The sequence below is a fragment of the Pseudomonas sp. SK genome, assembly GCF_012975065.1.
In the GTDB taxonomy this organism is placed as follows: domain Bacteria; phylum Pseudomonadota; class Gammaproteobacteria; order Pseudomonadales; family Pseudomonadaceae; genus Aquipseudomonas; species Aquipseudomonas anuradhapurensis.
The window spans coordinates 1,232,245-1,252,032 of record NZ_CP051857.1 but is presented as its reverse complement, the minus strand read 5'-3'; the positions used below and the strand labels follow the sequence as shown (position 1 = coordinate 1,252,032).

The window sequence follows — 19,788 nt, the reverse complement described above, 5'->3', positions numbered from 1 at the left end:
CGATTAAAAATCAGATGCCCTAGCTTTCCAATAGCCTTTCTTCCACTTCTCGAACTGCGCCCTGTTAATTCCAGATGGAATATCTGAGCCAGAGTTTATATGAATAACCGCTGTATTCTTCTGATGGAAGCTCTGAGTCACTTCCGCAATAGGACCATCCTGAGTCTGCAACATATGATGGAGGTTTATTTTCTTCCCATCTGTTCCATACGGTGCCAATCCATTCTCCATAAGCTGCTTATTGGTTAATCCAGTTTGCGAATCAACCCTACCTGGGTCAATCAAGTCATTCCGCTGATAAACCTTATTCCCGTTGTACGGGATTGGCTCTTGAGACCAATATTTTCTCTGCTGCCCAAAGTAAGTGCCGGCCTCTTTTTCAAGGCTTGCAGTTGCTTTTGCACCGCTGATAGCTTTGCCTAGTATCAGCACCGCCGCAAATTTTACTACATCATCCCGCGAAGCACCTTTATCGACAAGGCTGATGATCCCTGGCACATCCACCGGCGACAAAGTCGAGCCGAGCAAGCCATCCTGACGTGCCCGCTCAATGATTGCCTCCTCACTTAACCCTTGCCCTCTCCACTCCGCAAACAGCTCACTCTCTCTGATCGCCTTCACATACCGATTGGCAACAACGCCCATAGGCGACCAGTCGCTGCCCGACAGCGCATAGACATCAAGGAAGCTCGCGTCGGCGTCGCTCTTCTGCGCGTCCACTACCCCCCTCATCATCGCAATGGCGTAATCCGTTACCAGAAGGTCGTATTCCGCTTTGCTCAGCCTGCCGCTCTGGTACAGCTCAACAAGCTTTTCCCCAGCCTGTTTCTCCTGCTGCCGGTATTCATCACGAATACCAACCTCGCAGTTGCCATTTCCTCCACAGGCTTTATACCGCTCGTGCAACTCATCAATGCTGCCAATACCAGCAGCCTTGAGCTTCTCGTACAACGCCCGGCTGGCTGCATCCAGCCGTTCAACGCCGTACTTGTTCGCCAGCAGGTTGTTTTCAACCGCGTTACGCCCCGCACCAGCACCTGCGACCGCCCCAGCGCTATTACCTTCCACCAGGCCACCCGAAAGCCCGGCTGCCAGCGTCGACAGCGCAGAAACGGTCTGTTTCTGTTCTTCGCTGAGCGAGTTGCTGTCGCTGGTGCCATACAACTGCTGAGTGATCAGGCGGGCAACCAGCTCGCCGCCGGCCGCACCCGCTGCACCGGCCGCCGCCGAGTTGCCCTGCGCCTGGGCGACAACGGCACCCAACACTGCATGGGCCATGACGTTGAGTGCTTTATTGTCGCCAGTGGATTTCTTGATTACCTGCGCGAGGTATGGTGCCGATGCGCCTGCCAGCGCAGAACCGATATCACCGCCTGCCAGACCTTGCAGTGCCGCTGTCACAGCCTGGGTCACGCGCTGGTAATCACCACTGGTGCCGTACTTACCCATGATGCGCTGGTAAGCCTCAGTGGCGACCAGTTGTTCCTGGTACGCCTTGACCGCGTCATCGCTTGCCCCTTTACCCGGCGCCGGGATGCCGCGTGCATCAAGTTCCGCACGCGCCTCCTTGTCGGCCTTCAGCTGCCCCTCGGTACGGACGATGTCCGATACCTGTGTGCCGATTTCACCAATCAGCTGCACCTGCTGCAGCCGCCGCTGTTCCTTCTCCTTGTCGAAGATCGGGCTGATGCTGTCGTTGGCATGCTCGACGTCGTGACTGAGGCTGGCCACATCCTGCTGCTGCCGGCCCGGGTCACGGATTTCCAGTGTGCCCTCGGAAACGGCCGAAGCCGTGGTGCCGCTGGCACTGCCGCTGTGGTTGTAGGCGATCAACGTGCCGCTTGGCATGTTGCTGGTGAACCTGTCAGTGCCACCGTTGCCACCGCTGATGCTGGCACTGGCCATCTGGCTCTTGAACTCCGCCTTGTTGGCGATAGCGCTCCAGCCCAGGGTGCCGGTGCTCAGGCGGTTCTTGTCGGCATCGGCGGTACTGGCAATGACGCTGCCGTCGAGCTGGGTGTGCTTGCCGACATCGACCTGATAACCGCCCTTGCCAGCGAACAGACCGGTCTGCTCCTGCACGCTCTGGTACTTGGAATCGAGCTTGGTCTTGCTGACGCTGAGACTGCCGCTCGCCCCGCCGGTACCGATGATGGTGACGCTCAGCCCACCGCTGACGTTGCTCTGCTTGGACTTGTAGTTGTCGGTGTCCTGCAGGCTTTGTAGCGTCAGGTCACGCCCCACGTCGGCGGTGATCTTCGCAGCGTTGACCTGCGCGCCTTTGAGCGCGGTATCCCGCCCGCTGCGCAGGGTCGCCTCATTACCGGCATCGAGGGTGGTTTCGGTCCAGGTCGTGCCGTTGCCTTTCTCGTTGCCGGCGCCCTTGTTGGCGTTGGCAAAGATGCTGAGGCCAACACCGTCGGGACCACCACCGATACTGGCGCCAATAGCGCCGCCGCTGCTGCTGTTCTTGCCATCGAGCTTTTGCGTATTGGCCGCAGCCTCAAGATGGATGTCGCGTTCAGCGGACAACAGCAGGTCGTTGCCGGCCTTCAGTTGACTGCCTTGGACCCGGATGTCGCCGCCGCTGCCGGCCCCGTTGCCGGTGGCCACAATGCTCAGGTCGTTGCCACTGGTCAGGCTGCTGCCCTGGCTGACGGTCTGCTCCTGGGTCTGCCGCGAGCTCGACTTTTGCCCGCCCAGCGATACGGCGATGCCCACGAACTCGCTAGCATTAGCCGCCGTCATGCCGCCGTTCTGCTGGGCAGCCTGCCAGGCCTGAACACCGGTCAGGCCGGCCTTGATGCCCTGAAGGGCAGAAAGCCGGCTGTCCTCTTCCCGGGTCGCTTGCTTGGTAATCTGGTAAGCGGTGTCGATGGCACTGCCAACCGTACCGGACAGCGCCAGGGTCAGGCCGCTGCTCTTGCTCTTGGAGGTCTGCTCGCTGCTGTTGTGGTTTTCGGCAGCAGTGATCTCGACGTTCTGCCCGACCAGGGTGATGTCCTTGCCGGCGATAACCTCCGACCCCTTGATGCCGAGGTCCTTGCCCGCCTCGATGGTGACATTGCCCAGCACACTGCCTATGGTGCTGGCCTTGGCGTTCTCACTGGTGCTGGTCGAGGTTTTTTCCAGGCTGGTCGAGCCCAACGTGAAGCCGATGCCACCGCTGCTGAGCAGGCCCGACTTCTTCTTCGAACTCGCATGGCTCTGCTCGAACGTTTCGGTCGCGCTGTCGATCTGCACGTTGCGGCCCGCCAGCAGGCTGGTGTCGTTGGTCGACACGATGCTGCTGCCCGACACGCCGATATCCTGCCCGGCGCGAACGACCACCGTGTCACCACTGACCGACGAGCCTTGCTGAGTGATGGCCGTCGAACTGTCGATGCGGGTCTTCTGGCTGCTGGATAGCCCGGAGTGGCTGGTCTTGGTCTTGCGGTAGTAGCTGTAGTCGCTGTTCTCCTGCGCGACCAGCTGCACATCGCCGCCGGCGTAAAGGTATGCCTCATCGCCTGCAGTCACGCGGCTGGCGCTCAGGGCAAGGTCGTCTCCGGCCTTCAATGCCACATTGCCGCCAGCCACCACAGTGCTGCCCACCTGCTGGACATGGTCCTCCTGGCTGGTGACTTTCCGGGTCTTGCTCGCCGAGTGCTGCTCGTTGGCGGCCGCTGCCAGCTGCAGATCGCCCGTCGCCGCCATCGCCACATCCCGCTTGGCCTCGATTGCACTGGCCACTGCGCTGATATCGCGCCCGGCGCTGACAATCAGGTCACGCCCGGCCTGCACGCTCGAGCCGTTCTGGGTCACGCTGCTGTCGGTGTGGCGTACGCCGCGGTCGTTGACCACGACCTGCTCGACCGAGGTCAGCTTCACATCGCGACCAGCCTTCAGGCTGGTGTCGGCAGCGCTGCTGAGCACGCCGCCGTGGTTGCTCAGGTCGCGCCCGGCGTTGATCGCCAGGTTGTTCGCGGCCTCCACGCGGGCGGCGTTATCGACGAAGTCGCGCTGCTGGGCGTAGCTGCCGTTGCTGCTCTGGTGCGAGGTCAGGGTGCGTTCGTTGATCACGTCCTGTACGGCGGACAGGCTGACGTCCCGCCCGGCGATGATGCCGCCGGCCTTGTTCACCAGGTTGTTGCCAGCCAGCAGGTCGAGGCGGTTGCCAGCCTCGACCAGGCCGCTGTTGACCAGGTTGTTGCCGGCCTTGGCCGAGAGGCTGTTGCTGGCGCGCAGGGTGCCGACGTTGTCGAGGTTCTGGCCGGCGATCAGGTTGACATCGTTGCCGGCGATCAGCGCGCCGTTGGGGGCCAGGCGGTTGTTGCCGTGCGCCAGGTAGAGCACCGGCACCAGCACCTGCTCGCCGTTCACCTCGGCGCTTTCCAGCCAGACGATGTCATGGGTCAGCGCCGCCATCTGTTCGGAGGTGAGGCTCACGCCCACTGCCAGGTTGAGCTGTTGCTTGCTCTGGATGGCATTGTCCATCAGGTACTTGAACAGCTGTTCGTCAGTGTTCTGGCCATCGATGTAGCGTTGCCCGGTACGGGCGAGCACGGCCTGCTGGATCAGTTTCTGCTCGTAGAAGCCATCGCCCAGGCGCTTGGCGCTTTCGTCCGGGTTGTAGCCAAGGTTCGCCAGCAGGTAGTCGGAACTCATGAACTGCTTGAGGTCGGTGAGCACCGGGTTGGTTTCGATCAGGTACTTGTGCGGGTTGCTGCGCATGCTGCTGTCGGGCAGGCCTTGTACGCGCTCGAGGGTGAGCGGGCCCTGGCCATTGAGCGTGGAGGCCTGGCTGATGCCATCGTCCACGGCCGAGCGACCTGGCAGCGCGGGGCCGCCCACGTTGCCAGGCAGGCTGGTGTCGACGACGCTGGCATTGCCGGCGACGTTCGCCTGCGTGCGGTCGGCAGTGTTCAGGGTGGTGCCGCTAGCGGTTGCCTGGTCGGCAGCACCGATGCTGAGCGTACGCCCTTGGGCCAGCGGCAACGGCTGCTGGCGCTGCGCCACACTCAGGCTCGCGCCGCCCATGCTCCAGCTTTGCGGGCCGCTGGCGGGTGTGCTGCCCGCCTCGCTGCTCAGGCGGAACAGGCCGTTCTGCCCGCTGGGCAGGCTGAAACCGGGCAGCGCCAGCGGGTTGACCTGCTGCTGGGCCAGGTCTGGCGGCAACTGCTGGTTGAGGGTGATGCGGGTGGAGAATGCCGTGCCAGGTGCCGTGGTATCGGTACGCGCACCGCTGCCGATGTAGGCGTAGCCTGGGCGCACGACGCTGTTGTCGATGCCATTGCCGGCGTTGATGCTCACTGCGCCATTGGCCTGCATCACGGCGGCGTAGCTCTGGTCGCCAGCCGCCAGTTTGCGGGTGCTGCCCAGGCTCACCAGCTCCGCTTCGGTCATGCCGATGAACCTGGCCAGGTCGGCTTGCAGGCCGCCCAGGTTGTCAGGGTTGTAACCGGGGCTTTCATACCAGTATTTGCTGGTGATCGAGCTGGCGAGCTGGTACCAGGCACCGGCGTTGCGGGTGCGCTCGGAACGGAAAATGCGCGTGGTTTCGGTCTCGCCGGTTTCCACACCGCTGTTGGTCAGGCTGCCGACCGTGGCTACCAGGTTGCCAGCAGCGCCGATGGTGCTGCTGCTGTTGAGCAAGTCACCGCCGTGGATGGTCAGGTTGCCGCCGGTGGTGATGCTGGAGGCGGCGCTGGCGTCGATCACCTCGAACTTGTCACGCTGGACGATTTCCCACACGTGGTTGCGCTTGCCACCGCAGTCGCCGGCGTTATAGCCCTCGATGCAGGCCACCTCGCCGACGCGGGCCGTGTAGATGCCCTTGTCCTCGGTCTGCAGGACCGCCCGCACGTTGTGAATGGTGCTCGCCGCCAGGCTCATCGACAGGTCGCTCTGCAGCGAGCCGGAACGGTTGACGATGCTGCTGGCCAGGCCACCCTGGCCGTCGCGGTCGATGGTCAGGCTGCCCAGGCTGTAGACGTCGGCATAGCTGTTGCTCAGGCTGGCGACCCGCAGGCCCATGTCCTTGCCGCTGAAGATCAGGCCGTGGTCGCTGTTGACCAGGGCGCCAGTGGTCACGCTCAGTGCTTCGCCAGCACCCAGGGTACCCTGGTTGTTGACGCCGCCCGCGCCGAGGTTGAGCCCGCCAGCAGAGGTCAGGCGCCCGGCATTGTTCAGCTGCCCGGCTACCGAGACGCTGGTGGCGCCACCGCCGGCAATGCTGCCGGCGCTGCCCAGGTTCACCTGTGCGGCGCTGAGGCCGAGGGTGCCACGGCTGCTCAGGCGGCCATTGCCGGCATAGGTGCCGCCAAGGTTGAGGCTGAGGCTGCCGTCACTGGCGATCAGGCCGTCGTTGCGCCAGTCGCTGCCGCTGCCGACCAGCGCTTCGCTGGCCAGCAACTGGCCGTTGGCGGTCTGGCTGAAGTTGCCGACATTGAGCGTCAGGCGCCCGGCCTGGATGACGTTGCTATTGCTCCAGCTGCCAGCGTTGAGGGTCAGGCCGCCGCGGGTGACGATACTGCCGCCGGCGCCGGTGACGTTGGCGGTGCTGATGTCGAAGTTGCCACTGCCGACGTGCAGCAGGCTGCCGCCGGCGTTGAGGAAACTGCCAACGTCGAGGCCGAGGTCACTGTTTGCGGTTTCCAGGCTGCCGTTGCGGTTGTCGAATTGCCCACCAAGCTGCAGGCGGGTAGCACCGCCGCTGCCCAGGGCGCGCAGCTGGCCGGTCTGGTTGTCGAGGCTGGCCGCCTTGATCGCCAGGGTGCTGTCACTTTCGATGATGCCCAGGCGGTTGTTCAGTGCACCGCTGAGGTCGAGGTCGATGCGTTGGCCGGCGATCTGGCCATCGTTGTCGCCGCTGTTGTCGAAATTGCCACCGCTGACCTTGACCAGCCCCTGGGCGTAGAGGCCACCGTTGCGATTGTCGAAATCGCCGGTGGTGACCAGGGCGTCGCCGGCCTGTGCCGCAATCCGCCCGCCATAGTTGTCGATGCCCCCCTGCACCTTGAGGTCTAGGGCCTGGGCCTGGGTGATGCCACCCTGGCGGTTGTTGGCCTGGTCGTAACCGTTGCTCAGCACACCGCGCAGGTCGGCGGCCAACGTGCCGTGCAGGCTGGACAGCACGCCGCCACGGTTGTTCAGGTTGCCGGCGCTGACATCGAGGTCGCCAGCGTCGGCGAGGATGCGGCCACTCTGGTTGTCGATATCCCCGCTGGCCAGGCGCAAGGCGCCCTGGCTCTGCAGGGTGCCCTTGGCATTGTCCAGGCTGGCGGCGCGCACATCGGCACCGCCGTTCTGGCTGTAGATCAGGCCATCGGCGCTGTTCAGCAGTTGGCCGTCAACGGCCAGGGTCAGCTGCTGGTTGGCGGCCAGGGTGCCACGGTTGCGGTTGTCCAGGCTGGCGGCGAACAGGCTCAGCAGGCCCTGGCTGGCGATCTGCCCAGCCTGGTTGTCGATCTGCGTGGCATTGTCGATGCGCAGGGGGCCGGCGCTGGCGAGCTTGCCGTGGTTGTTGCCAAGGGCACCGAGCAGCTTGAGGGTAACGGCGGCGTTGCCGATCAGGCTGCCGGCGCTGTTGTCCAGGCTGCCGGCATTCACTTCGAGCGCCTGCCCGGCACTGATGCTGCCGCTGCCATTGCCCAGGGCCATGGCGTTCAGGGTCAGGGCCGCGGCGCTGTCGATCAAGCCACCCTGGGCGTTGTTCAGCAGGCCGCTGACGGTCAGGCGCTGCCCACCCGCACTGGAAAGGATGCCGGCGCCACTGTTGTCCAGGTTCGCCGCTGTCACGTTCAAGGCTTGCTGGCTGACCAAGGCGCCACCGGCGCTGTTCAGCACGTCGCCGCTGACTTGGGCGTCCAGCGCGCCGTTGCGGCTGGACAAGGTGCCCTGCTGGCGATTGTCCAGGCTGCCCAGGTTGACACCCAGGCCCTGCCAGCCCGAAACCAGCCCGCCCTGGTTGTTCAGGTGCCGGGCGGTAACATTCAGTTGGCCACTGCTGATCAGTTTGCCGGCGCTGTTGTCCAGGTTGCGGCCGGCCAGGCCGAGGTCTTGGCGGGTGGAAATCTCACCACTGCGGTTGCTCAGGTCGCGCAGGTGATCGAGGGTCAGCGCACCGGCGGTGGTGATCAGGCCACTGTCGTTGTTCAGGTCGCCCGTGGCACTGCCGAAGTCGACACGAATGGCGTTGCCCAGCAGCGAGCCCGCCTGGTTATCCACGGAACGGGCGGCGATAGCCAGCAGGCCGGCGGCGCTGATCAGGCCTTGCTGGCCATTGCTCAGGCCATCGGCCAGTTGCAGGCCGAGGTCGCCACGGCTGGTCAGCGTGCCGCCGCTGTTGTCCAGGCTGGCAGCGCGGGCATCGAGCGACGCGGCGGCGATCAGGCCCTTGATGTTGCCCAGGGCCTGGTCGATGCGCAGCATGAGCGACTGGTTGCTCAGTACCTTGCCGTTGCTGTTGTCCAGGCTGCGGGCCGCCAGGGTGAAGGCCTGCGCCGAGGAGATTTCGCCGCCCTGGTTGTTCACCCCGTCAAGGTTCTTGAGCACCAGCAACGGTGCGTTGAGCAGGCCTTGGCGGTTGTCCAGCAGGCCATGGTTAAGGTCGAGGGTCAGCGCGCTGTTGCTGAACAATTGGCCGCCTTGCTGATCAAGGCCGCTGGCGTTGATGTCGAGCGCGCCGTCACTGGCGATGCGCCCGGCGTCGCGGTTGTCCAACTGCCCGGTGACCAGGCCCAGGCTGGCGCCGCTGTCGATACGGCCTTGGCGGCTGTTATCGAGGCTGTTGGCGCGAAGGGTGGCTGGCCCTTTGGCACTGATGGTGCCCTGGTCGCTGTTGCCAACCTGGGCCGCGCTGAGGTGCAGCGCGGCATCGGTGACCAGTTCGCCAGCCTGGTTGAGCACGTTGCCGGTGTGCTTGAGGGTCAAGTCACCGGCACTGGTAACACTCCCGGCGCGGTTGTCGAGCTGGTTGCTCGCCAGGCCAAGGGTGCCCTCGGCGCTGATCAGGCCCTGGCGGTTGTCCAGCGTGCCTTGCAGCGTTGCATCGAGAGCCTTGTGGCTGAGCAGCAGGCCGCCGGCGTTGTCCAGGCTATTGCCGGTCAAGCCCAGGCCGGCCTTGCCCGAGAGCACACCCTTGCTGCGGTTGATCACTTGCGCGACGGCCATCTGCAGCTTGCCATCGGCCAGCACCTTGCCGCCCTCACTGTTGTCCAGGCGTTCGCCGCCCAGGGTCACGTTCGCCTTGCTGGACAGCTCGCCGCCGCGGTTGTCCACGGCCTTGACCTGCACTTCGAGGCCTTGGCTCGCGCCCACCAGGCCAGCCTGGCGGTTGTCCAGTACCTCACCGCCGAGCTTGAGCGTGGTGGCGGCAACCAGCACGCCCGCCTGGTTGTCGAGCTTGCCGACCCGGGCCTGCAACGCGCCACCTGCCGACACCTGCCCCTGCTGGTTGACCAGGCTGGCGGCCTGCAGCTCCAGTTGCTGGTCGGCGATCAACGTACCGCCCTGGTTGAGCAGCTCACCGTCTACCGCCACGAGCTGGCCGGCACGGCTGCTGATCAGGCCTTGGCTGTTGTCCAGGCTGCCGCTGTGCAGGCCCAGGCCATCGGCCGATACCAGGCCCTTGAGGTTGTTCAGCAACTGCTCGATGCGCAGGGTCAGGCCCTGCTCGGCAATCAGCCGGCCATGGCTGTTGTCCAGGCTGCGCGCGGCCACGGTGAAGGCCTGGGCGCTGGAGATCTCGCCCTGTTGGTTATCCACCTCGGCAAGGTTGTTCAGCACCAGCAAGGGGGCGTTGATCAGGCCCTGGCGGTTGCGCAGCTGGCCGTGGTTCAGGTCGAGGGTCAAGGCACTTTTGCTGAACAGCTGGCCACCGTCCTGGGCCAGCCCGGTAATGCTGGCGACCAGGGCCTTTTCACTGGCGATGCGGCCGCCCTGGCCGTTGTTGAGCTGGCCGGTTTTCAGGTCGAGGCGATCACCGCTGAGCAGCTGTGCGCCTTGGCCGTTGTCGAAGGTCCCGGTGTCGAGCCTGGCCGCGCCCTTGCTGCTGAGCAGGCCGGCCGCGCCGTTATCGAGACTGCCGCTGGTGAGGGCCAACCCGGCGTCGGTGGTGATCGAGCCGCTGCGGTTGCGCAGTGCGCCTGCGCTGGTCAGGGTCAGGTCGGCTGCGCTGGAGAGCTTGCCACTGCTGTTGTCCAGGCTACTGACCGTGGCGCCCAGGCGCCCTTCGGCAGTGATCAGCCCCTGCTGGTTGGCCAGCCCGCCCGCCAAGCCAATGTCCAGGTCGCCGCCACTGACCAGGCGCCCGAGGCTGTTGTCCAGTTGCTGGCCAACGAGGGTCAGCGGGCCCGCAGCAGACAGCAGGCCCAGGTTACGGTTGATCAGCTCGGCCATCTGCAGTTGCAGGTTGCTACCGGCAAGGACCTTGCCACTGTCGCTGTTGTCCAGACGGCTGCCTTGCAGCGTCACGCCTTTGCTGGTGGAGATCTCCCCGCCACGGTTGTCGATGTCGGCAACATTCAGCTGCAACGCGCTGGTACCGCCGACCAGGCCGTTGCTGCGGTTGTCGAGGCTGGTGCCGGTGAGCAGCAGGTCGCCCTGCGCGACCAGTTCGCCACCCTGGTTGATGATGCGGCCAAGCTGGGCCACCAGCGCGCGCTGGCTGGAAACCCTGCCGCCGCTGTTGTCCAGGCTGGCGCCCTCCAGGCGAAGCGGCCCGGCGGCGCTGAGCAGGCCGCCACGGTTGTCCAGCTGCGTGCCCTTGTAGCTGAACGCCGCCAGGCTGTTCAGCAGCCCTTGCTGGCGATTGTCCAGCTGGTCGACCTCCAGCCGCGCCTCCTGGCCGGCGCGCAGTTTGCCGGTGCGGTTGTCGAGTTTACCGGCGTGCAGGTCGAGGCCACCCTTGACGTTGATCTCGCCTTGCTGGTTGTCCAGCAGCCCGGCGACCCGCGCAGCCAGGCCAGCGTCGCCAACCAGGCTGCCGCCCTGGCGGTTGTCGAGGCTGCCGGCCTGCAGGTCGATCGCCCCGCCAGAGCCGAGCAAGCCCTGGCGATTGTCCAAGGCATTGTCCAGGGCCACCTGCAGCGCGCCATCAGCACTCACCTGCCCTGCCTGGTTGTCCAGGCTGCCGCCCTTGAGGCTGGTGGTGCCGACGCTGGAAATCTCGCCGGCCTGGTTGTTGCTGGCACCTGCCACCTGCAGTGCCAGGTTGGCACGACTGGTCAGGGTACCTTGATGGTTGTCCAGGCTGGCAGCACGTACCTCGACGCCGCTTGCAGAAACCAGGCCGCCTGTATTGTTCAGCGCCTGTTCCAGCTGCACGGTCAGGTTCTGGTTGCCGAGCAGTTTGCCGAGGCTGTTGTCGAGGCTGCGGGCCACCAGTGCAAAGGCCTGGGCGCTGGAAATCTCGCCCTGGCGGTTATCCACGCTGTCGAGATTCGCCAGGGTCAGGCGCGGCGCATTGATCAGGCCGCCCTGGTTGTTCAGCTGGCCCTTGTTCAGGTCCAGGCTCAGTTCGCTGGCACTGGTCAGGCGGCCGCCATTGTGCTGGTCGAGCCCGGTGACACTGGCACGCAGCGCCTGGTTGCTGGCGATGCGTCCGCCATCACTGTTGTTCACCTGGCCAGCCTCGAGGCTGAGGGTCTGCAGGCTGGTGAGCTGGCCGCCACGGTTATCCACCGCAGCATTGGCCGTCAGGCCAAGGTGCTGGCCGGCGCGCAACGTGCCGGCGGTATTGTCCAGCTGGCCGACCTTGGCGTTCACGGTCGCGCCGTCGATCAGCCCGCCCTGGCCATTGAGCAGGCCGGTAGCGGTGAAGTCGGCCTGGCCGCCGGCCACCAGCCTGCCGGCATTGCGGTTGTCGAGGGTGGCGGCGCTGGCGCTCAGCTGCCGCTGGGCAGCGAGGGTGCCACCCTGGTTGTTCAGGCTTTGCCGCGCCGTGACATTCAGGTCGCGGCTGGCCACCACGGTGTGACCATGGTTGTCCACCTGCGCGGCGTTCAGGCGCAGGTCGCCGGTGGTATTGCGGCTATTGTCGGCGTTGACGCCCGCTTCGATGATGCCCTGGTTGCTCAGGCGGCCACCGCTGTCGAGGCTGATGCGCTGCCCGGCAGCAAGGGCCTGTCGGTTGTTCAGGTCGCCCTGGGTGCGCACCTGCAGTGCATTGCCGGCATACACCGTGCCCTGGGCATCGAGCTGGTCGGCCTTGATCGCCACCGAGCCGTTGGCTGCAGTGGCCTCGGCCAGGCGCAGCTGGCCGTTGGCATCGAGCTGGATGTCGCCGCCGCTGGCAATCAGCTTGCCGTCCAGCTTCACCCCCACGCCGGCCTCGGTGCCCACCAGTTTGATGGTGTTGGCGTACATGCCGCCCAATGCCGAGGAGTCAATGGCCAACTGCAGAGCCTGAGCCGGGTCGGCGCTACGGGCAGTGGCGGCCAGGCTGTGTGCATCCACGTCGTTGCTGCCGGCCACCAGCGCCAGCTGGCGGGCCTGGATCTCGGCGTTGATCCTGGCGCTGCGGGTAATGATTTCGAATTGGTCGACGTTGCTGGCGTTGAGCCCGGCACCTTCGATGGCGACACTGCCCTGTTCCACCTGGTAGCGCTGCAGTTGCCCGTTCTCGATTACCGGCTTGCCGGTGGTCAGCGTGGCCTTCGGCGTGTTGATGAAACCGCAGCCGTTGCAGGTGACGCCATAAGGGTTGGCGACGATGACATGGGCCGAGCGCCCGGCCACCTCGGTGTAGCCCTTGAGCTGGCTCGGGTTGCCACCATTGACCTCGTTGAGGATGGTGCTCGCCGCACGGCCGCCGAGGTTGCTGTTGCCGAGAATGATCCCGCCCAGCTGGGTGGCCTGGGTGCGGCCGGTGGCGTTGTTGAGGATGACGCCTTGCTGGCCGACGTTGTAGTCACTGAACTTGTTGTGCGACAGCCCGGCAGCGCTGGGCGCAGCGATATTGACGATGGGCACGCCGTTGCCGGCCTGGCCGAGTTGGGTGCCGCTGCCGTTGACCACGATGCCGTCGGCCATGGCCACCAGCGGCTGCCAGAACATCATGTTGGCCAGCATGAAAGCCAGCCCACGCTTGGACAGGCCCCAGAAGGTCTGGCGTGGTTGCAGGGCAGCCGAAGGCTGGCGGACCAGGAAGGCGAATTGACGAACGTCCATGTCGGTACTCGGGAAAAACGGTATTAAAGGAAGAAGTCCAGGCGGAAGTAGACCGGCGTTTCCCGCGCTTCGATGGCGGCGGGGCGCTCGAGCGAGTGGGCGAAGGTCACGCTGGCGGACAGGTGCTTGCCGCGGGCGAACAGCTCGACTGCATCACTGGACAGCCGGCCGCTTTGCCCGCTGTTGTAGCGATCATGGCGGATGGCACCGACGTCGTAGGCCAGGCCCAGGCCATACTCGGTCAGCACCGGCCGCAACCAGTCCCAGGCCACCGGCCGGCTCCAGCGCACATCGTTGCGCCAGTAGTAGCCACTGTCGCCATTGAGGCTCTGGTCCTTGTAACCACGGATCGACGACTGGCTGCCCAGGCTCATGCGTTGCGGGCTGAACAGCAGGTCTTCGCTGCGTTGGCCGGTGACCAGGCTGCTGAACACCAGCTGCTCACCCCATAGCGTGAACGGCTGCAGGTAGCTGACCGTGGCGGTGTACTTGCGGTAGCGGGCGTTGGGCTGGCGCTTGCCGCTACTGCTGCGCTGGTCTTCACGCTGGGCATCGAGGGCGCCGATGCCGTCCTGCATGCCCAGGTCGAAGTTGACGAAGGCGTTGCCGAGACGTCGCCCGTGGTTGATGCCAAATTGCGCTTCACTCAGGCGGTTGCTGCTGGTGTCCAGCTTGCTGTCTTCGATGAAGTTGTTGGTGCGCAGGTAACTCAGGCCGGTGTTGAGCGAGGTCTTGCTTTGGGCATCGCGGTGGATCACCCGTTCCAGGCGCAACTGGTGGTTCTGGCTGTCACCGGTCTGCTTGAAATTGAACCCCGAAGCCTCGCCCAGCGAGCGGTACTCGCTCTGGCTATAGCTGTAGCTGAGGTTCCACCAGCCGAACGGCAGGTTGTAGTAGAGCATGGCGCTGTGCGAGGTTTTCTGGTGGTCGCTGATGGCATCGTGGCTGCCACGCAGCATCAGCTGGTCGGCCAGGCCCAACGGGCTGTCCCATTCCAGGCTGCTGCCCCACTGCTGCTCACCGGTACTGCGCTGGCCGTCGTTGCTGCGCGACAGGCCCACGCGCCAAGGCTTTTGTGGGCTATTGCGCACGACCACCTCGCTGCCACCCACCGCTTTGCCCGGGGTCAACTCCATTTGCGCCTGATTGGAAGGCAGGCGGTTGAGCTGATCGACCATTTGCTCGATCTGGCGCAGGTCCAGCAGGTCGCCAACCCGGCCAGGAAAGCTCATGCCCAGTTCGCGCACCGACAGCTTGCTGCCTGCTGCCGGTTTCAGGCCTTCCAGGCGCCCCTCCACCACGATGACTCTCAGGTGGCCGCTGGACAGGTCCTGCTGGGGCAGGTAGGCGCGGCTGGTGACCAGGCCTTTGCCAATGTAGAGGTCGGTGATGTCCTTGAGCAGCGCGTTCAGCTGCGCGACACCCAGGCACTGGCCGAGATAGGGTTTGAGCAGGCGCTCGCGCTCCGAGGAAGACAGCGCATCGGCGCCGTCCAGCACGATATCGCTGATCGGAAAACATCGGCTGTCGACGGGCTTGGCCGGCGCGGCCGTTTCGGCGCCTTTGCCAGGCAGCTCCTTCAACTGTTCCAGACGCCGTTGCTGCTCTTCCAGCAGGCGGTTCTGGCGCTCACGAATCAGGTCCTGGTCGCCGGGTGTGCCCATCGGCGCTGCACTGGCGGCACCCACGAAAATGGCCAACAGGGCGCATGCGAGCCGGCCGACGGCACGCGGGCTCAGGGAGGGGGAAAGCATGTTCGATCCTTCGAAAGCAAAGCGGTAGGGCAAAAACGGCCGATGATGCTATTAGGCCTTTAATCTGATATCAACCAGACATCGACGCATGGCATGACTTTCCTGTTCCAGGGTTTTACCTGCAGCCGCAAGCCGTTCGAGCCGGTAAGATGAGCAACCTTTTGAAAAAATGCGGGTTCCCATGTCCCACGACGCACCCATAGGCCCGGGCCGGCCCAAGGACCTGGCCAAGCGCGAGGCGATTCTCGAGGCAGCCAAGGCGCTGTTTCTCAGCCTTGGTTATGCCAACACCAGCATGGATGCGGTCGCTGCGGCGGCAGGTGTTTCAAAACTCACCGTGTACAGCCACTTCACCGACAAGCAGACCCTGTTCTGCTCGGCGGTCATGGCCACTTGTCAGTTGCAGCTGCCCGACCTGCTGTTCGAATACCCCGAGGGGGCAGCAGTGGAAGAGGTGTTGTTGACTATCGCCCGCGGTTTCCAGGCGCTGGTCAGCAGCGATGAAGCCGTGAAGCTGTGCCGCCTGATCATGGCCCAGGGCAGCCTGGACCCCAGCTTCGGCGAGTATTTCTATGAGGCCGGGCCCAAGCGCGTACTGGCCGGGATGGAAGCGCTGCTGCGCGGGGCGCATGAGCGCGGGCTGCTACGTGTCGACAACCCGCGGCGCGCGGCAGAGCATTTCTTCTGCCTGGTCAAGGGCGCGCCGGACTACCGCTTGCTGCTGGGCTGTGCGGGGCCGCTGGAGGGCGACGAGGCCGAGGCCCATGTGCGCGAGGTGGTCGGGGTGTTCTTGCGGGCGTTTCGCCCCTGATACCCAGCGGAGCGGCCTGGGTCGCGAAGGGCTGCGAAGCAGCCCCGGCAATGTTTGTGGCGAAGCTGTAGGCGGGGGGCCGCTGCGCGCCCCATCGCGACGCAAGGCCGCGCCTACAGGGGTATTGCCACCCTTGGGTTCAGGCCTTCAGCGCCTTCTTCGGGTAAATGTCGTACCGGCTCGACTTACCCTCCAGGCTGTGGCTCGGCTTCGGCCCGTCGATGATCGGCGCCTTGCGCGGGCGCTTCACCACCACCCGGTGGCTGGCCAGTGCCAGGGCCGCTTCGAGCAGGGCCGGGGCGTCCAGGTCGTCGCCTACCAGTGGCCGGAACACGCGCATTTCCTTCTTCACCAAGGCGCTCTTGTCGCGGTGCGGGAACATCGGGTCGAGGTAGATCACCTGCGGCGCCTCCCCTTCCCAGGCACGCATGCGCTCGATGGCATTGCCAGTCAGCAGGCGCATACGGCCGACGATCGGCGCCACCTCTTCATCGGCCCGGGCCCGCGCCAGGCCGTCCTCCAGCAGCGCGGCAACCAGTGGCTGGCGTTCGATCAGGGTCATCTGGCAACCCAGGCTGGCCAGCACGAAGGCGTCCTTGCCCAGACCGGCCGTGGCATCGAGCACCTGCGGCCGTACCCCCTGGGCAATACCCACGGCCTTGGCGATCATCTGCCCGGTGCCACCGCCAAACTGGCGCCGGTGCGCAGCCTGGCCCTCGACGAAGTCCACCCGTACCGGGCCCGGGGCCTGCGGGCCCAACTGCTGGATCTGCAGGCCATCGACGCCGACCTGCACGGCAAAGCCGGCGGCCTCGTCGTGCAGCGGCAAGCCGAGGCGTTCGGCCCACGCCGCAGCTTGCGCCTCGAATTCCGCCGACAGTGCCTCGACCCGGATACCTGTGCCCTGCTCTTCCATCATTCACACCTGAAAATTGAACCCAGCCATTAAGGTATCGGCCATCACGGCCGATACAGGCAATATTCCGCTATTCTGCCAGAGCACAACGCGCGCGACTGCCATGACAGATACTCTTCCCATCGGCCTGACCTACCTGTCGCCTGTCGGCAACTACAGTCAGCACAATACCCAGGCACTCGGGGGCGTCAGCCACCTGTGGCAGGATTTTTTTGCCCGGGCCATGGCCGAGCAGCAGGAAGAGCCAGCGGATAGCGTCAGCCAGTCGTTCGTCCGCTACGACCAGGACAGCGGCGAACCCATCGGTGGCGCCCGCGCCCTGGCGCTGATCGACGCCCAGCGGGCCTGCCCGGTGCATGACACCGTGGTGGCACCGCCCGAGCCGTTGTTCCTGCCCAAGGCCGAACTCGAAGCCAACCTGCTGCCGCCTGCCCCCGAGCCGTTCAGCGCGGTCGAACTGATCGAGCAGCAGCGTCAGCTGGATATCAGCAACAGCTGGCTACGCCCGGTGGTGATGAGCCAGGGCCAGCCGCTTGCCGAGCCAGGCCCGGGCCCTGCCCCGCGGCCGTTGTTCCTGCCCATCGCCGAATTCGAGACCGACCTGCTGGACCCGGCGCCCGAACCGTTCGACGACAGCACCCTGGCCAAGCAGCAGACCGACCTGGCGTTCGACCTGCACTGGGCGCGCCCGGTGGTGCTGAACAACGTGCGCGTGCACGCCTGAACGCCCGAGGCTAACGGCACACCTGCCAGCGCCCCATGTCCAGGTGAAAGTGGTCACGATGCGCCGCGTTGTAGTCTGGCCCCAATACCGTGCTGAAACTGTCGCAGGCCGCCTGCTGTAGCTGGCGGAGGAAGTCCGCCTTGCGCCCGCCCGCCTGCCAGTCACGCGCCAGCACGATACGCTGACCGTTCTGCAGGCGAAAACCGCTGATATCCAGGGCGTTGGCCGTGGCGTGCTGGCTCAGGCTGCCCTGCTTGCGATGGTAAAGGTTGCGACAGGCGAAACTGCCCAGGTGATCGACCTGCGTCACCGGCTGGCCCAACACCCGCTGCGCCACCGGTTGCAAGCCGTGCTGCTCGAACAGCGCGTAGGCCACTGCCAGCGGGCAACTGGCGAGGAAGCTGCTACTGAGCCGCGCCTGGCCGCCTTCGATGCGCCATACGTTGTGCAACGGGCAGTCGGCCGACGGTGGGCTGTCGGCTTGCGCGCGGTAGCGCAGGCGGCTGGTTGCCAGCGCCTGGCGACACAGCAGCGGGTCATCCCGCAGGCGTGACAGCTTGTACGGGGTCAGCAGGTTGGGCGGCTGGCGCACGTCCAGCGGAGCCCAGGGGTTCCACACCGACGGTAGCCGCCAGCCCAACTGCCAGGCCAGCCCGACCAGCGCCAGCAGGCCGACCAGCAGCGCCAGCGCTGCCCGCATCAGCGGCGGAACAGCTCGTTGAGCTGGGCGAACGGCAATGCCTGCTCACCGTAGGCGAACGTGCCCTCTTGGCGAATTTCCAGCGCGGCCCGGTGGAACGCCCCCAGCGCGGCGCGGGCCAGCGACGAGCCGACACTGATACGGCGCACGCCCAGGTCCTGCAGCTGGTTGACGCTCAGCGGCACGCCTGGCATGCCCATCAGCACGTTCACCGGCCGTGGCGCAACGGCTTGCACCACCGCACGGATTTCCTCGACAGTGCGCAGCCCGGGCGCATAGAGCACATCGGCGCCGGCTTCGGCATAGGCCTGCAGGCGCCGGATGGTGTCGTCCAGGTCCAGGCGGCCGTGCAACAGGTTCTCGGCGCGGGCGCACAGGGTGAACGGGAACGGCAGGCTACGCGCGGCTTGCGCGGCTGCGCGCACACGTTCTACTGCCAGCCCGAGGTCATAGATCGGCATATCGCCACGGCCACTGGCATCTTCGATGGAGCCGCCCACCAGGCCCACTTCGGCAGCGCGCAGAATGGCCTGGGCGCAATCTTCCGGCAGGTCGCCGAAGCCGTTTTCAAGGTCCGCCGCCACTGGCAATGCCGTGGCGTCGACGATTTCGCCGGCATTGCCGAGCGTATCGTCCAGGCTCAAGGCGCCTTCGGCGTCGGGCCGGCCCAGGCTGAAAGCCAGGCCGGCACTGGTGGTCGCCAGCGCTTCGAAGCCCAGGCTGGCCAGCAGCTTGGCAGAGCCGGCATCCCAGGGGTTGGGGATGACGAAAGCGCTGTCACGCTCATGCAAAGCCTTGAAGGCTTCGGCTCGCAGGGTTTGCACATCCATGGTTCAACCTCCGGCAGTCAGGGAGTGCTCATAGTAGCCCCAGTTGTTCGACCTCGGGCGCACGCGGCAATTCCGGTAGCGCGGCAAGGCCTGGCAGGCGGCGCATCAGGCGCTGGTGAAAATGCTGGGCCAGGGCAGCAGCCAGGCGGTTGTCCGACGTGTGCAGGAACACGTAGGGGCTGCGGCCCTCCTCGATCCAGCTGGCCACCTTGTCCACCCAGGGGGTGAGAAACGCCTCGTTGGCCTCCAGCTGCGGATGGCCGATGAAGCGCACCTGGGGGTGCTGGCTGAACGCTGCGGGGCGTGGCGGTACCTTGGGCTTTTTCGCCTGCGCGTGCAGTACTGCCGGGTCGCGCGAGGTGCAACTGAACAGCGCACGCGGGTCCAGGCAGATGCGCTCCACGCCACGCTCGTGCAGCAGGCGGTTGAGCAGCCGCTCTTCTTCACCTTTGGCAAAGAAGGCCTGGTTGCGCACTTCCACCGCCATCGGCACCCCAGCCTGATCGAGAAACTGGCAAAGCTCAGCCAGCCGTGCGGGGCCGAACTGCGCTGGCAACTGCAGCCAGTACGGCGATACACGCTGGCCCAACGGGGCCATCAGGCGGGTGAAGTCGCAGGCAGGCTCAAGTTGCTCACGCAGGTCGCTGGCGTGGCTGATATCCCGGGGAAACTTGGCGGTGAAGCGAAAATGTGCGGGCATGACCTGCGCCCAGCGGGCGATGGTGCCGGGGGCCGGGCGTGCATAGAACGTGGTATTGCCCTCGACCGCGTTGAACACCTGGCTGTAGAAGCCAAGCATTTCATTGCTGTTGGCGTCGGCGGGGTACAGGTAGTCGCGCCAGGCGTTTTCGCTCCAGGACGGACAACCGAGAAAATAAGGCAGGGGGGATGGCGTCATCCC

Annotated in this window: 7 protein-coding genes and 1 pseudogene; 2 read left to right on the top strand and 6 right to left on the bottom strand. The window is 65.4% G+C overall.

Annotated elements, in window-relative coordinates:
* Nucleotides 1–72: 72 nt before the first annotated feature.
* Both HG549_RS05735 and HG549_RS05725 read right to left on the bottom strand, forming a co-directional pair.
* A pseudogene (locus HG549_RS05735) lies at nt 73–13,152 on the bottom strand (hemagglutinin repeat-containing protein); the annotation flags it as partial.
* Nucleotides 13,153–13,175: 23 nt separating this feature from the next.
* Nucleotides 13,176–14,906 (bottom strand): ShlB/FhaC/HecB family hemolysin secretion/activation protein, encoded by a 1,731-nt coding sequence (locus tag HG549_RS05725; RefSeq protein ID WP_170028595.1) that lies wholly within the window; start codon nt 14,904–14,906, stop codon nt 13,176–13,178.
* A gap of 169 nt (nt 14,907–15,075) precedes the next feature.
* Here HG549_RS05725 and HG549_RS05720 point away from each other — a divergent pair, with 169 nt between their 5' ends.
* The gene (locus HG549_RS05720; protein WP_170028593.1) at nt 15,076–15,717 is read left to right on the top strand and encodes a TetR/AcrR family transcriptional regulator; all 642 of its coding nucleotides are present in this window, start codon (nt 15,076–15,078) and stop codon (nt 15,715–15,717) included.
* 139 nt (nt 15,718–15,856) lie between these two features.
* Here HG549_RS05720 and HG549_RS05715 read toward each other — a convergent pair whose 3' ends face one another.
* A complete protein-coding gene (locus tag HG549_RS05715; protein WP_170034062.1) occupies nt 15,857–16,633 on the bottom strand; it encodes a class I SAM-dependent methyltransferase in 777 nt (258 codons plus the stop codon).
* Between the two features lie 103 nt (nt 16,634–16,736).
* On the opposite strand from HG549_RS05715, the gene HG549_RS05710 reads away from it, so the two are divergent.
* Complete coding sequence (locus HG549_RS05710; RefSeq protein ID WP_170028591.1) at nt 16,737–17,357, top strand: energy transducer TonB; 621 nt, start codon at nt 16,737–16,739, stop codon at nt 17,355–17,357.
* 10 nt (nt 17,358–17,367) lie between these two features.
* Here the strand turns inward: HG549_RS05710 and HG549_RS05705 are convergent, their stop codons facing one another.
* Genes HG549_RS05705 through HG549_RS05695 form a run of 3 tightly spaced genes read right to left on the bottom strand, consistent with a single transcriptional unit; the run spans nt 17,368 to nt 19,785 of the window.
* On the bottom strand, nt 17,368–18,057 hold the full coding sequence (locus HG549_RS05705; RefSeq protein ID WP_170028589.1) for an extensin family protein: 690 nt from the start codon (nt 18,055–18,057) through the stop codon (nt 17,368–17,370).
* Nucleotides 18,057–18,887 (bottom strand): oxaloacetate decarboxylase, encoded by an 831-nt coding sequence (locus HG549_RS05700; protein ID WP_170028587.1) that lies wholly within the window; start codon nt 18,885–18,887, stop codon nt 18,057–18,059. Before HG549_RS05700 ends, HG549_RS05705 begins: the two co-directional genes overlap by 1 nt.
* Before the next feature lie 28 nt (nt 18,888–18,915).
* Nucleotides 18,916–19,785 carry a DUF72 domain-containing protein gene (locus HG549_RS05695; protein WP_170028585.1) on the bottom strand — a complete coding sequence of 290 codons (870 nt, stop codon included), beginning with the start codon at nt 19,783–19,785 and terminating at the stop codon, nt 18,916–18,918.
* Nucleotides 19,786–19,788: the final 3 nt, after the last annotated feature.